This is a genomic window from Actinomadura roseirufa, assembly GCF_900659635.1.
Classification (GTDB): Bacteria; Actinomycetota; Actinomycetes; order Streptosporangiales; family Streptosporangiaceae; genus Spirillospora; species Spirillospora roseirufa.
Genome location: NZ_CAACVB010000011.1, coordinates 33,291 through 49,403 on the forward strand (window position 1 = coordinate 33,291; position 16,113 = coordinate 49,403).

The 16,113-nt window shown below is 72.5% G+C and carries 1 protein-coding gene (cut by a window edge); it reads right to left on the reverse strand.

Annotated features, from left to right (window positions below; translation table 11 throughout):
• Positions 1–16,107, reverse strand: partial view of a DUF8616 domain-containing protein gene (locus tag E1291_RS04350; RefSeq protein ID WP_131736230.1) — the 5' portion only. It extends 13,857 nt beyond the left edge of the window; the window shows 16,107 of its 29,964 coding nt (coding positions 1–16,107); the start codon lies at positions 16,105–16,107; the stop codon falls past the left edge of the window.
• Positions 16,108–16,113 lie beyond the last annotated feature (6 nt).

Genomic DNA, 16,113 nt, shown 5'->3' on the forward strand with positions numbered 1-16,113 from the left:
GGCGTCGCCGGGGTCGACCAGCGAACGACCGGCCGCGATGGCGCGGGTGGCATCGTAAACGTCGCGTAGTTCCGGCGGCAGGCCACTCAAGAGGCCGGTGTCGGTCGTGTCCGGGCGATGTCCGGGCGCGTAGCCGTCCTGACCGATGACGACCGGCTCCGCCTCCCCGTCCGGCGGGTAGGTCGTCCATTCGCCGTTCGGTGGGAGCCTGGGGGCCGACCGGCCGTCGGGAAGAGTCATTTCGGACGAGGTGAGAACTCGTCCGGCGTCGTCGGTCCAGGTGGAGTGGCTGGGGGCGGTGACGGGGACGCCGAGTCTCATCGCCAGGACCCAGGCGAGGTGGCCCGCGTTGTCGGCGGTGTCGGCGAACAGCAGGACGTCGCGGCCGTTCCAGTTCGGGTCGTTGCGGATGAGCTCCGCCAGTTCCCTGGCGCCCAAGCGCCGTCCGCCGACGATCGCGAAGTCGTACTCGGAGCGGATCTCGAGCATGTACCGCTGCGGATCGGGCGGGATCGACTGGGTCTGCCTCCACTCGTTGTCCCCGGCCTCGACCAGCGAACGCCCGGACGGGATCTCGCGGCTGGCGCCATAGACGTCCCGCAGGTGGTCGGGCACACCCTCGGGCACATCGACCGGCGGGGTGGGGAAGGAGACGGGCTCATCGCGGAACCCGGTCGCGGGCTCGTCCCTCTGCCAGCGCCCGGAACGACGGGGGCGCTCGGCCGGTTCCCGTGTGTCCGTCTCCGGGCCGCTGGGCCGGTGGTGGGGAGCGTCCGGTGTCGGCTCGGCGGTTCGCAGGGGTTCTGAGGTGCTCGGGGTTTCGGGGGCGCGGGTCGGTTCGCCGGTCTGCGCCGGTTCGGTGGCGTGCGCCGTCTCAGAGGTGCGCGGTGTTTCCGGTCGGGTGGAGTCCAGCCGGGGCGGCTCCATGGTGCGCGGTGGTTCGGTGGTTCGGGACGGAGCCGTGGTCGGTGGCGTGTCCGGCCGCGTGTTCGGGGTGTCCATCTCGATGCCGCGCCAGGAGTCGGGCAGGCGATTCGGGTCCCGCCCGTGTCCGGGGGCCCACCCGCCGGTCTCGCAGCGGACGATCGTGCCGTCCGGGTGGTGGGTGTACCAGGCACCGTCCGGCGGCACACTGGGAACCCATTGTTCCGTCTCCTCGTCCCACCGCCTGGACGACGCGAAGATGTCGCCTTCAGGGGTGACCCAGCTGGAAGGAGCCGGAGCCGTGACAGGGACTCCGAGAAGCCTCGCCAGTTGCGTGGTGTAGGCGGTATTGCCCGTGTAGCACGACACCAGGAGGACCTCACGGGCGTCCCAGCGCGGGTCGAAGGCGATGAGCTGGGCGGCCTCTGCCGGGTCGGGCGGCCTGCCGTCGAACACCGCGCCGTTCGGATTGCCGTGGACGCTCGCCACGTACCTGACGGCGTCGCTCCCGAAAGTCGGGACTTCCCAGGAGCGCCGGCCTACGTACGGGCCCGCGTAGTCGCGTCCCCCGAAGGTCTCCCTGCTCTCCTCGTAGATTCGGCGCAGTGCGCGCGGCAACCTCCGTGGGGGCTGCATCGGGCCGCCCGGCACGTCATGGGAGCGTTCCGGCTCGGGCCGCCGCAGCCGCAGCCTCCGGCGCCCGGTGTGCGCGTCGTCCGCGGAGGACGGGAACTCGGTGGCATGCGGCGCCGGTGTCACCGTCCCGGACGTGTGCGGCAGTGATCCGGTCGCCCCGGACACGGGTTCGGCCGGCGCCTCTCCGGGCGTGGGTGCCGGTGGGTGCGCTTCGTCCGGCCGGACGGGGGCGGTGTCCGGTTCGATGCGGGCGGTCTGGCCCGGCTCTGCGGTCGGCAGGGTGTCCGGATTGAGAGGTTCGGGCCCGGTGGCCTCGCGGTGTTCACCGTCGGCTGGAAGGGTGCCGTCGTCGCCCATGCCGTTGCCGAGACGCCAGTCGCTCCCAGGGGCGCCGTCCCGCCCGCCTGCGGTGGCGCGTTCGTCCGGGTGGTGTCCGGGGGCGTACCCGGCCTTGCCGGTGTAGAAGAAGTTGCCGCTCACGTGCGGCGGATGAGTCACCCAGGCGCCGTTCGGCGGGAATACGGGGAGGGTCCTCCCATTGGGATGGGTGTACTCGTACGAGGAGTACACCATCCCGTCGTCCCTGACCCATGCAGGGGTGAGCGGTGCGGTCACCGGCACACCGAGCGCCAGCGCCAGGTCCCGGGCGAAGACACCCGAGTCACACGAGACCAGCAGGACCTCGCGGCCATCCCAGTTCGGGTCATGCCGGACGATCTGCGCGAGCTCCTCGATGGTGAAGAACCGATCGCCGATGACCGCCCCGTCGCGCTCGCCGTGGACGAGGAGCACATACCGCTGTGGATCGGCGGGGATCAGCAGGAAAGGGTCCCAAACGGGGTCAAGGGGATCGATCAGCGCACGTCCGGCGGGTGAGGGAAGGCTGGTGCGATAGAGCTCCTGCAGTTCGGGCGGAAGGTCCTCGGGGGTGCCACGTGGAAGGTCGGAGTCGGACCCGGGGTCGCCGTGCGCGTTGGCGGGGGCCTCCTTCTGAGGCCATCCGCGGTCGTCGGGTCCGGCGAGATCGTGCGGGCCGGTCTCCGTGTCGCCCGGCGGGTGCGGGGGAGCGTCCGGTGTCGCCGGGCCGGACGTGGGCGTCGGCGTTGGCTCGGTGCTGAGCGGCGGTTCGGCGGCGTGAGTCGGTTCGCTTACGGGCGTCGGCTCAGTGGCGCCCGCTGGGTCGGGGGCCTGCGCCGGTTCAGAGGTGCGCGTCGGTACCGGCTCGGTGGTGAGCGGTGGTTCGGCGCTTCGGGACGGGGCCGTGGCCGGTGGCGTTTCCGGACCGTGGTCCGGGGTGCGCGGCTCGGCGGCGTCGGGGAAGGGCGTCGCGCCGTGCTCGTCCTTCGGCGCGTCCGGCTCGTGCCGGCCGACGGGCGGCTCCGGTGACATCCTTCGGTCGTTCTCGTGGGCGATGTCGTCACCCTGCGCGTTCCTGCCCGGTCGCGCATCGTCCCCAGGACCCGTGCCCGCATCGTTGGGCGTGGCCAGGCGCTGTCCGGGCGCGAATCCGTTCCCGCTCGCGTAGACGGGCGCCGTCGACGGATCCGGGAAGTAGGTGACCCACCTGCCGTCCGGGGGGAACGTGGGAATCGTGTCACCATCGGGCAGCGTGATCGCTGACGATGAGCAGATCTCCCCGGCGCTGTTCGTCCAGGTGTCGTCGGTCGGCGCCGTCACCGGCACCCCGAGCGCCACCGCCAGCTCCTGGGCGATGGACGCCGTGCGGCACGAGTTCAGGAGGACCTCGCGGCCGTCCCAGCTCGTGTCGTTGCGGATGATGTCCGCGAGTTCCTCGACGGAGAGGACCCGTTCCCCCACCATCGTGCTGCTGTCGTTGCCGTGCAGGGTGAGCACGTACCGCTGCGGGTCGGCGGGAATGCGGTGTGAGAAGTCCAGCGGCGGGTCGCCGGGCGCGTACAGGGCACGCCCGGAAGGGACGACGTGACTGGCGCCGTAGAGGTCGTGCAACGCGGGCGGCAGGCCCTCGGGGATGCCGCCAGAAGGATCGACCGGGGCCCTGGACGGGCTGTGCGTCTCGGTAGAGGAGTCCCTCCTCCAAAAGCGCCATCCACGTCGGCGGCTCCCGGTGGGCTCGGGCGTCTCGGCCGCCGCCGCACGCTGCGGTGAAGCGTCCGGGGCCGAGTTCCCGGGCGTGGGTGCCGGCGGGTGCGGGTCGCTGGGACCGGCGGGAGGCTCTCCGGCCCGTGGCTCGTGGACGGCTTCGTTGGACGCCGGTGGAGTTGCGGCCGTCTCGGACACGGGCGGGTGGGGCGTGCCCGGCGGGGGAGTCGTCTGCGGTGCGGTTCCGTCGGGCGAGGGCGCCGGCTGCGGCGTGGCGGGGTTCGCCGGCGTGCTGTCGGGCGGGGTGGTGCCTCCGGTCGCGGGCTCCAGGTTGCCCGCTCGACCGACCTCGATGGGGTGCGTGCCGCCGGGGATGGTGTCCGGCAGGGCGGTGCGGGCGCGTTCGATTGGGTGGTGTCCGGGGGCGTAGCCCTCCCAGCCCACCGGGACGGGCCAATCGTTCTCGCCCGGGTAGTAGGTGACCCATTCGCCCTTGTACGGGCCGGGATCGATCACATGCGCGCCATCAGGTCCTCGATGGGCGTCCGCTGAGTACTCAATCCCGTAAGTGGTGACGACGGCGAAAAGGGTCGGCGCCGTCACTGGCACGCCGAGCTCCCTGGCCAGGGACTGGGCCCAATCGGCCTCGGCCACCTTGCACGAGTGCATCCGGACTGGGCGGCCCCCCCATTCCGGGAAGGCCCGGACGAGTTGCGCGAACGCCTCGGGGGTGGGCTGCTCCCCCTTGAAGGCGGCACCGTTCCGGTTGCCGTGTACGAAGATCGCGAACGTTTCCGCTTCGGCGGGCACCGCATGCGTCATGCGGATATGGCGTACCTCTTCGGGTTTGTACATCAAACGCCCTGCCGGTGTAGCGAGGCTGGCGTCGTACATCGCGCGCAACTCGGGCGGCAGGCTCCTGTAGCTCTCCTCTGGAGAGGCCGTCCTCACCCAGCGCAGTCCGTGCTCGTGACGCTCGGGTTCGGTGGGTCCTTGCGAACGGTCCCCGCTCGGCCGGTGCGGTGAGCCGTCCGGCACCGGGGAATCGCCGGGGGCCGCCGGCATGAGGGAACGGGGCGCTCTGACCGGCGTCGGAGTGTCCGGCCTGAAGCGCCGGGCGGCGGGGACGCGCTCGTCCGGGTGATGTCCGGGCGCGTAGCCGTTCTGGCCTGCCTTTTGGGGTTCCTGCCCGGGGGTGTGGGTGGTCCAGCTGCCGCGCGGTGGGAGGTCGGGCTCCGCCCCTCCCGGCGAGTCGGGGTTCCTCGACGTCGAGTAGACCGCACCCTCATGGTCGATCCAGGCCACGCCGTCGGGTGAGGTCACCGGCACGCCGAGCCTGTCGGACAGGTCTTGGGCCCACTTCGCCGATCCCTCGTCGGTGACCAGGAGGACTTCGCGGCCCTCCCAGCGCGGGTCGGTGCGGATGAAGGTCGCGAGGTCGTCGCCGGTGAGCCAGCGTCCATTGACGATCAGGCCGTGTTCGCCGCCGTGGCCCACGAGCGCGTACCGCTGCTCATGGGCGGGGATGCGTAGGGCGAACCTTCCCAGGCGTCCCTCCGGATGGATGAGCGAACGTCCGGACCGCGTGGCGGTACTGGCGGTGTAGACGTCGTGCAGTTCGGGCGGCAGGTCCTCGGGGATGTGGGCCCAAGGGGCGCGCGATTCGCGACCGCCGCGATCGTCGCGGCCCGCCGTCCCCTTGCCCGGCTGGTGCGGCGTGCCGTCTGCTGACTGAGGAGCGGCGTACTCGTAAGGCTCGATCCCCGGGGTGAGACGGGCGGTGTCGTAGGCGACTCTCGTGCCTTCCGGCAAGTGCCGGTACCAGAGGGCGTCTAGGGGGTAGGTGGGCTCCTTCCATCTCGTCCTCATCGACGTCGTGAAGAAGTATCCACTCGCCTCGATCCAGACCGTCTCGCCCGGGGCAAGGACGGGGGTACCGAGCCGCTCTGCCAGGCGCTGGGCGAAGTCGCCCGCGCCAGTGTGGTCCGAAATCAGCAGGACGTCTTGGCCGGCTCGGTATTTCGGGTCGTGGAGGATGAGCTCGGCCGCCTCGTCAACGCTGAGCGGACGCCCACCGGCGATCATGCCGTCCCGAGATCCGTCGGCGATCACCGTGTAGAAGTCAGGATCGCTCTTCACCGCCCCCGCGTCGAAGCCGAGACGGCTGTCCGGCGCCGCGTAGCTGCGTCCGGAGTCCGTTGACCAGCTCTGGTCGTAGATGCCGCGCAGACCGTCCGGCAGGTTCGTGGGGGCGCGGTCCCCTGAGCCGCCCGGCCTGGCGACCGCGTCGTCCGGCTCGGGTGCGGGACGCGGCGTCGCGCCGTCCGGCACGGGCGCGTCCGGTGCCGTGGGCGTGGGCGTGTCCGGCTCATGGTTCGGGGCGTCCGGCTCGTGTTGGTCGGTGTGCGGGTCCGGTGACGTTGTCCGGTCGTTCTGGGGCTCGGCTTCGTCGGCCTGCGTGTTCCTGGCCGGTCGTGGGCCCTCTTCGGGGCCGGTGGCCGAATCGTTGGTGGTCTCGGCTCCGGGCGGAGGGGGCCCGTCTGCCGGCGGTGGTGCCTGCGCTCTGGTTTCCTCAGGCGGGGGCGCGGGACGGGGCGTGGTGTCTGCGGGTGTGCTGTCGGGCGGGGTGTCTCCGGTCGCGGGCAGGTCTTCGTTGCCGTCGGGGTGTGTCCTCGCCGCTGCCGGAGCGGGCTCGGTGTTCTTGGTGTGCGTGGTCTGCGGACGTTGCGCCGGCTCGCCGTCGACTGCGCGCGGGAGCGTGCCGTCCTGCGGGGAGGCATCCCTTGGGCCGGGCTCCAGGTTGCCCGCTCGGGGAACCGCGCTGTCGACATGGTGCGTGCCGCCGCCGGGGATGGTGCCCGGCTGGGCGTGGCGGGCGCGTTCCTCCGGGTGGTATCCGGGGGCGTAGCCCTCCCTGCCCACCGGGACGGGCCAATCGTTCTCGCCGGGGTAGAAAGTGATCCACTCGCCGGTGTAGGGGTAGCTGGCCACCTGCTTGCCATCAGGGCCCCGAACGCCGGGCGATGACAAGACGATCCCGGAGAGGTCGGCCCAGGTGTCGCGGGTCGCCGCCGTCACAGGCACGCCGAGCTCCCTGGCCAGGGACTGGGCCCAGTCGGCGTGCCCCACTCTGCACGAGACCAGATGGATCGCGCGGCCGTCCCATTCCGGGAAGGCCCGGACGAGTTGGGCGAACTCCCCGGGGGTGGGCTGCTTCCTGACGGTGGCACCGTCTTCGGCGCGGCTGACCTCGATCAGGACACCGTTCGTATTGCCGTGAAGGTCGATCACGAAGACCCGCGGATCGGCGTGCACGGCCTGCGCCGAGTGGATCAAGGACAGGGCTTGCGGGTTGTGCAGCGCACGGCCTGCGGGCGTGGTGATGCTGGCGTCGTACATCGCGCGCAACTCGGGCGGCAGGCTCTTGTGGCTCTCCTCTGGAGAGGCCGTCCTCACCCAGCGCAGTCCATGCTCGTGACGCTCGGGTTCGGTGGGTCCTTGCGAACGGTCCCCGCTCGGCTGGTGCGGTGAGCCGTCCGGCACCGGGGAATCGCCGGGGGCCGGCGGCATGAGGGAGCTGGGCAGTCTTACCGGCGCCGCGGTTTCCCCCCTGTAGGGCCGTGAGCCGTCCGTCCGGGGAATGTCGTCGTGTGCCCGGGCCCATTTGTCCGGTCGGGCGGTGCGGGCGCGTTCTTCCGGGTGGTGTCCGGGCGCGTAGCCGTTCTGGCCTGCCTTTTGGGGTTCCTGCCCCGGGGTGTGGGTGGTCCAGGTGCCGCGCGGTGGGATGCGGGGCCCGGCTCCCCCTGCCGAGGAGGGGTTCCTCGATGTCGAGTAGACCGTTCCGTCGTGGTCGATCCAGGCCACGCCGTCGGGTGAGGTCACCGGCACGCCGAGCCTGTCGGACAGGTCTTGGGCCCACCTCGCCGATCCCTCGTTGGTGACCAGCACGACGCCGCGGCCGTTCCAGTCGGGGTCGGTGCGGATGAAGGTCGCGAGGTCGTCGCCGGTGAGCCAGCGTCCATTGACGATCAGGCCGTGTTCGCCGCCGTGGCCCACGAGCACGTACCGCTGCTCATCGGCGGGGATGCGCGGAGCGAACCTTCCCAGGCGCTCGTCCCCGTGGACGAGCGAACGTCCGGAGGGTGTGGCGGTGCTGGCGGTGTAGACGTCGTGCAGTTCGGGCGGCAGGCCCTCGGGCATGCGGTCTGAAGGGTCGGGTGATTCGGGACGGCCGCGATCGCCGAGGTCGGGCGTGTCCGTCGCTCTCTCGCTGGGCCGGTGCGGCGTGCCCTGCGCCGAGTCAGGTTCGGCGTACTTGTAAGGCGTGATCCCCGGGGCGTGACCGAGGGTGTCGCACGCGACTCTCGTGCCGTCCGGGAAGTGCCGGTACCAGAGGGCGTCCGGAGGAAGGGTGGGTTTCGATTCCGGATCCATCGACGTCGTGTAGACGTATCCCTCATCGTCGATCCAGACCGTGTCACGCGGGGCCAGGACGGGGGTACCGAGCCGCTCCGCCAGCCGCTGGGCGAAGTCGCCCGCTGCCGCGTGGTCCGAAATCAGCAGGATGTCTCGGTCGTCTCGGGAACGCGGGTCGTGGAGGATGAGCTCGGCCGTCTCGTCAAGGCTGAGCAGACGCCCGCCGACGAACATGCCGTCCCGAGATCCTTCGGCGATCACCGCGTACCAGTCGTCATGGCCCCCCAACGCCTCCGCGTGTTCACCGAGACGGGTGTTCTGGGCCGCGTAGCAGCGTCCGCTGTTCGTTTTCCTGCTCTCGTCGTAGATGCGGCGCAGCTTGCGCGGCAGTTTCGCGGGGACGTGGTCCTCCGGGCCGCCCGCCCTGGCGTTGTCGTGCGTACTGGCCGAGGTGTCGCGCTGCCTCCACAGCCGTCCGGCGCGGCTCTCACCGGCCCGGACGAACGAGTCCGGGCCGTGGCCGCGCGGGTGCGCCTCCTGAGTGGGGGCGCCCGGGGTGGACACGGGGGCCGGCGTCGGCAGGCGCGAGCCGGAGAGCTGGGCGGGCGCGTCGTCGGCGGGGCGCGACCGCGCGGGGGTGCCGCCGTGATCCGGCGGTGCCGCCTTCCCGGAGGCGGGCGGCGCACCCGCCGTGGTCTCCCGGGGCGTGGACGGTGTCGTGCCCGCGGTTTCCGGGGCCGGTGGCGAACCCGCGGTTCGGGACGTCGGCCCGGTGTCACCCCCGGCCGGCGAGGTGCCCGGATCGCCCATGGGGTGACTCTCGTGCGGGACGGCGGCGGGAGCGGGCTCGGCGGATTCGTGCGTGTCGGTGGCTCGTTCGCCCGGTCGCTGGGGTGGGCCGTCCGGTGCTGCGGACGCGAAGGTGGCCCCTGGTGGGGGTGGGTCGGACGACCCAGGCGGTGCTGTTCTGGGGTCGGTGTCCTGCTGGGTGGTGGGAGTGCGTTCGTCGGGGTGGTGCCCGGGGGCGTACCCGTCTTTGCCGGCTTTTTGCGGGAGTCCGAGGGCGGGGCCGTCGGGGGTGTAGGCGCGCCAGGTGCCGTTGGGCGGGTGAACGGGACTCTTGCGTCCGCCGGGGTGGGTGATCTCGGAGGACGCGTAGATCGTTCCGTCGGGAGCGGTCCAGACGTGGGCGCCCGGCGCCGTGACGGTCGTGTTGAGCTCTCGTGCCAGTGCGCGGGCTTCGCCGGTGATGCCGGTGTGGCCGGAGTTGAGCAGGACCGGGCGAGGGTTGCCGTCGTGGTCGAGCGAGTTGGGGTCGTTGCGGATGAGGTCGGCGAGTTCGGCGATGGTGACGCGCTGGTCGCCGGCGCTCATCCCCCGAGGCGTGCCGTCCAGGCTGACGACGTAGTGGCGCGGGTCGGCGGGGATGTTCTGGGAGTGCTCGGCGCGGGGGTCGGCCGGGTCATAGAACGCCCGTCCCGAGGGTGTTTCGACGCTGGCGCGGTACACCTGGTGGAGTTCGGGCGGCAGGCCCGCGGGGACGTCGCCTGAAAGGTCGGGGGTGGGCACGGGCTCGCTGGGCGTGCCGGTGTGAGGTTCGTTGCTCTGCCCGTGTCGTTCGGGCCGGTCGGGCTTCGCGGCTTCGTGCGCGTCCGTGGCTTGTTCGCCGGGCCGGCGGGGTGGGCTGTCCGGCGTCGTGGGCGCGGGGGTGGTCGTTGCCGGGGGTCGGCCGGGCGGCCCGGGCGTGAGTGTTCCGGGGAAGGGCGATCGCGCGGTTTGTTCGGGTTGTGGGCGGGGCGTGGGCGGACGAGTTTCCGGGGCCTCCGCCCGGGCGCGCGGTTCGGCGAGTTCGGGTGGGTTGGCCTCGCCGTACGCGCCGCGCGGTTGCCCGGGGGCGTAGCCGGCGGTGTCGCACAGGACTCTCGTGCCGTCCGGGTAGTAGATGTACCAGACGCTGTCCGGAGGAAGGACGGGGATCTTCTCTCCGAATCGGTCTCTCGTCGTTGACGACGCGAAGACGTTGCCATGGAGGTCGGTCCATGCCACAGCGGCCGGTGCCGTGACGGGGGCGTTGAGGAGCCGGGACAGGTGCGCGGCGTAGTCGGCCTCGCCGGTGTAGCACGACACCAGCAGGATCTCTTGGCCGTGCCACCTCTCGTCCTGGGCGACGAGCACGGCGAAGTCTTCGGGGCTGAGGCGATGCCGGTCGATCAGTACCGTGTCCGAAAGGCCGTGGGCGACCACCACGAACCGGTCGGGGTCGTGCCTGAGCCTCGCGGTGCGGTCGTCGAGGTCCCAGTCCCGGCCGGCGAAGCGTCGTCCCGAAACCCCTGAGCGGCTGTTGTCCCAGAAAGGGCGCAATCTATCCGGCAGTGCGGGTACGAGGCGGGAGCCGTCGGTCGCTTGTTCGGTGTAGCGCACCTCCCGGTGGCTCTTCGGTGGGCGCTGGGCCGTCGTGGCCGAGTCGTCGCCGTCCGGGTGCGCCGCCGGTGACGGAGCGTCCGCGGCGGCGCCCCCGAAGGCCGGTGCAGGCGGGTGCGAGCCGGACGGATGGGCGGTTGCGTCGTCGGCGGAGCGCGCCCCTGGGGCCGGGAGTGATCCGCTTGTTCCGATCACGGGTGGCGTGGACGGGGTGGGACGCGGCGTCGCGCCGTCCGGCACGGGCGCGTCCGGTGCAGCGGGTGGTGGCGTGGCGGCGGTCGTCGTGGGCGTGGCCGGAGACCGGTCGGCCGGGACGCGCTGGGCCGGGTCCCGCATCGCGGGCTCGTCCGGCCCGTCGTCCTGCCGCGGGTTCCGGTGTTCGCCGGGCGTCTCTTCGCGCACCGGCGTGGTGGCGGTGCGCTCGCTGGACGGTGTCGTCGCGGTGTCGGTCGGTCTGGCGCCGCCTTCCGCCGGTGTGGGCGGGTCGCCTGGCCGGACGCCGGTGCCGTGCGGTGGCGTCGCGGGGGTCTCCGGACGGGCCCCGGACTGCGTCTCGTTCGGGCGGGTGCCCGTGCCGGTCGTGGGCGCGGGGGTGTCCGGCCGCCTCCAGTTGATGCGCGGGTCGGTGGGGGCGGGTGTGTGGGCGGCGGCGTAGGCGATGCGCGGGTCGGTGGGAGGGGGTGTGTGGGCGGCGGCGTACCCGATGCGGGGGTCTTGGGGATTGGTGTCCGCATCCGGGACTGGGGTGCCCGGCCGGGGCGCGGCCGTCTCGGGGGCCTCCCCGCCAGGGGGCGCGGTGGGTACTTCGGACGCCTCGCCGTTGTCCGGCGGGGGCGGCGTGGAAGTGGTGGCCGGGTCGTCCCCGAAGTTCTTCGGCAGGTAGCCGTCAACGTCGGCGCGGACGACCGTCCCGTCCGGATAGTGGGTGTTCCACGCTCCGTCCGCGGGGAGGGTCGGTCCGCTGTCAGCCGAGCCGGACGATACGAAGGTGGCGCCGGTGTTGTCGCTCCATACCAGGTCGGTTCCCGCGGTCACCGGCACGCCGAGCCGCACGGCGAGCCGGGCGGCGTAGTCGGCCTGGCCGGTGAGGCACGGGGCCATGAGCACGTGGCGGCCGTCCCAGGCGGGGTCATGTTCGATGAGGATGGCGAGCTCGTCGACGCCGAGGATCCGCCCCCCTTCCGCCGGGGCCGACGGGACGCCTTGGTCGTTGGTGAGGATTCGTCCGCCGCCCAGCAGACCCGACGGGACGCCGTGGCCGTCGATCACGAAGACGGTGGGGCCGACCGAGATGCGCCTGCTCTTGAGGCGCAACACGCCCTCGTCCGGCGAGAAGAACGCGCGTCCGCTGGGGGTGCGGTAACTGAGCTCGAAGACGCGGTGCAGCTCAGTGGGGAGCCCCGGCGGGACAGGGCTCCGCGCCTCGTGTTCGATCCACCCCTTGGCGAGAACCCTCCGGCCCCCTTCCCTGAACCGGAGGGAACTCCTCGGGGCCAGGACACGGGCGCCGAGATGTTGGGCGAGGTCGTCGGCGAACTGCCCTGCGCCCGCATTGTCGGAGTGCAACCGGACCGGACGGTCCCCCCAGTTGGGGTCGGTGCGGATGATGGTCGCGAGATCGGCGGCGCTGAGCCGTTGCCCGCCCACCACGATGCCGTCGGCGTCTCCATTCGCGTAGACGACGTAGTCGGGGTCGTCGAACCTGTGCGCTCTCTCCCGCCCCGCCTGGTCGGCCGGGTCGTAGAAAGAGCGCCCGTGGGGGGTCGCCTCGCTGGTGCGCCAAGCCTCGTGCAGGTGCGACGGCAGGCCCTCGGGGACGGTGTCCGCCGACTGGTGTTCGGGACTGGGTGCGTCCGGGGCCGTGGGCGAGGCTTCGTCCGTCTTTGGGGCCGGATGCTCGCCGCGCGGCTCTTCGCGCACGGGCGTGGTGTCGGTCGGCCTGGTGCCGCCTTCCGCCGGAGTGGGCGGGTCGCCTGGCCGGGCGCGGGTTCCGTGCTGTGGTGTCGCGGGGGGCGTTCGGGTGTCGTCGGGGTGGGGAGGGCGTCCGTCCTCGGTGGGTGGGCGTTGTTCGGCTTCGGGTGAGCGCCGCAGGCTGCGTGTGGCGGGCTGTTCTTGGGACTCGGCTTCCGGCGTCCGCTGAGGTCGCTCGTCGGACGGTGCGTGCGGCTCGTCGTCGGGCGTTGCTCGCGGTTCGTCCTCGGGGGTGCGAGGGGCTTCCTCTTCCAGCGGGGGAGAGGTGTCCTCAGACCTCGTCTCGGGCTGGGGTGTTTCCCCTTCGCTCTCTGGTGTGTTCGCCGGCTCCTCGGGCGCGGATGCCTGTGCTTCGGCCGGGGTGTGCGGGTGTTCGGTACCGGTTCGATCGCCTGTCACCGGAGTGGGGTCGGCGGCGCTCCGGCCGTCCGGCGCGGAATCGGTCGAGGCGGCGGGGGTCGGGGCGTTCTCGGCCACGTGGAAATAGCGGTCCATGAGACCGCCGACGGCCTGGGCAAGCGTGCGCGGGTTCTCTGCGAGCCGGTACTCGGTGAACGCCTCCGCCAGCATTTCGTGCGGATGGCTGGACCCGTAGTAGGACAGGGCCTCGTCGATCAGTACCTTCGTGCGGGGGTCGTGCTGTTGCGTGGCGTCGTAGGGGATGCCGAGGACCTCGGAGACGGCCTGGTTGAGCTCGCGCACCGCCTGCGGGTCGTCCAGCAGTTGGAAGCCCAGCTGGTGGCCGAACTCGTGGGTGAAGACGCCTTCGGGGGACGAGCCGCCGGGGACGATGTAGCCGGTGCTCTGTTCGAGCTCGGCGAGGTCGGCGCGTTGGGCGGCGTCGGCGAAGGCGTCCGCGTTGAGGTAGACGCCGGCTTCGTCGCCGACGTGCACGGCCCCCGCGATGACCCCGTTGTCGTCGGTGTCGAGCAGGCGGCGGAATTCCGCGTCGGGCACGGAGCCGATGCGGCCGAGCTGTCGCATCGTCGCGGGATAGTCCGCCGCGAGCTCCCGGGCGGCCTCGCCGACTCCGCGCACGGCGTCCGGGGCGATCGGGTGGGACGTGAAGTCGACGGCGGGCGCGTCGTCCCCCAGACCCGCGAGGATCTCCTGGATCTCGCGCTCGGCGGCGGCGAGGTCCTGCGCGAGCTCCTCGGGAAGCTCGTCCTCGGTCTCGGAGGCGTCCGTCGCCTCCCTCGCGGCCTCCGCCGCGGCCTCCTCCACGATGTCGCCGGCCGCGTCGTCGTCCTGAGCGGCGCTCTCTTCGCCGGACTGCTGCCCGGCCGCGTCGTCCTCGCCCTGCTGCGTGCCGTCGTGCCGGCGGCCGACGAGGCCCTGGTCGTCGACGTTCGCCATCGGGGCGAGGCCCGGGTCGCCCTCGAAGAGGCCGGCCTCGCGGACGGGTTCGGCGGTGGTCCGCTCGGCCGGGTCGTCCGGACGGCCGGCCGGGGGCTCCGCCCGGTCGTCCGGAGGTGCGAGGCGGTCGTCTGGGGGAGCGAGGCGGTCGGACGGGGGCGGGTCGGCCGGGATCGTCCTCCGGGCGGCAAGGCCCAGCGATTCCTGGGTGAGGGGGCTCCGGGCGTCTTCCCGCGTGCGGGACGGCTCGGGCCGTCCGGTGGAGGACGACGCAGGCGGGCGGCCGCCCGGCGTACCCGACCCTGAGGGCGGAGCGGCGCCGCCGGTGTACATCGGGTTCACCGGCACGGGGATGGGCGGGACGAAGCCCGGGTCGGCGTTCGGCACCATGCCCGGCGCCACATTGGTCAGGACGTCCGAGGGGACGGCGGGCGAGTCATCGGGGTGACGAAGCTCCGGGGCCTCGCCGCTCGCCACCGTCGAGGTACCGCCGCTGCGGTTCCCGGCGCCCGTGCTCGAACCGGAACCTGGGGTCGAGCCGGAACTGGAGGGCGAGCCGGAAGCAGGGGTCGAACCGGAACTGGACGGCGAGCCGGAAGCCGGGGTCGAGGAGCCGCTTGAAGAGGGAGCGCCGGACGAGCCGCTGGGTGTGGGGCCGCTGGTCGCTGAGCTTGGGGTCGGCGCACCACCGGATGAGCCGGCCGAGGAGGGGGTGCTGCCCGCGCTGGGAGCGCCGCCCACCGGGGCGCCGCTCATGGGGGTGCCGGTGGTGGGGCCCGGACCGGACGGTATGGGGCTGCTCGCGGGGGCACTGGCCGAAGGCGCGCTTGCCGCCGGCGCACTCGTGGACGTCGAGGAGTTGGGAGAGCCGCCGTCGGAGCCGGAGGACGAGGGCGAACCGCCGTAGGCCGCCGGGTTCGCACCGAGGTTGCCGCCCGACGGCGCGGACGAGCCCTCGGGGGCCGTGGACGCCAAGGACGGGGCATGGCTCGTTCCACCGCCGTCGCCGAGGAGCGTGGCGACGCGGTTGCCGCCGCCTTCCGTCCCGCCGGTGAGGATTCGCGGCGTGGACTCGCCGCCCCCACCGCTTTGAGAGCCACTGTTCTGAGAGCCACTGTTCTGAGAGCCGCCGCCTTGCGCGCCGCCGGCGTGGGCGCCGCCGCTCTGGCCGCCGCCTTGCGCGCTGGTGTTCGGGGAGGAGACGCCGTTGCCTCCGCCGGTGCCGTTGCTCCCGCTGTGGGTGCCGCCACCTGCCGTGTTCGCGCCGTTGTGCGAGCCGCCCGAGCCGTCGCCGGAGGCGTGGGCGCCTGCGCCCTCCGGGGACGAGACGTCGTCGTCCGACACCGGGGTGACCGTCGTGACCGTGGTCGGGTCACCGGTGGGCAAGCCGGACTCGCCGCCCGGGGGGAGGGCCTTGTACTCCTGGAGACCGCTCTTGCCGCCGCCCGCCGCGCCGCCGACCGCGCCGGAGACGGCGCCCTTGGCGAGGTCGTCCACGTCCAGTTCGTCGCCGTGCATCACGGCGCTCGCGACGGTGCCGGCCAGACCGCCGACCGTCTCGGACGCGGCCTCGCGCGCCATGCCCTTGAACATGCTGCCGGCCGCGCTCGCGGTGGCGCCCTCCACACCGGGGATCTTTTCGAGGACGTGGGCGGCCGCGCCGGTGAGGGCGCCGCCGATCGCGGCGTCGACGATGGCCGTGCCGGTCATCTCCAGGTCGAGGCCGTCGCGGTCCCCCCGCACGATCTGGACACCCTGCGCGAGGATGTCGAATCCACCGCCCTGCAGAACGCCGAAAACCATGCCCCGCATCATCGAACCGAAGAGGTTCTCGCCGAGCCTCATCAGCAGGTCTTGGAGAATGCTCCGCGAGCTGATCTGCGCGCCCGCCTCCAGGAGCGGGATGCCCGCCATGGACGAGCCCAGGGTCACGTACGCCAGCGCTATCAGGATGGCGATATCGATCGCCAGCTGGATCAGCATCAAGATCCACTGATACTTGGCGTACTCGACGCTGTTCCCGCCGTCCTTGAGGTTCGCGCCGTTCGCCTCGCACATCTCGGCGAGCGTGGCCAGCATCCGCGGGTCGTCGTCGATCCACTGCGCGACGTACTGCCGGAACTCGTCCGCGGCCCCGCTGTCCAGGGCGCTGAGGACGTCCCCGACGTTGTCGGCCATGTCATCGATCAGCTCGTAGATGGCCGTGGCCGCGTCCAGCCAGAAGCGGGCGGCGCGGCGCATCGCCGTCTCGTCGCCCACGGGCCAGTCGGAACCGACGACCCACCCCAGCCACTTGACGGAGTCCGGTATCTCTAGACCCACGGCTCA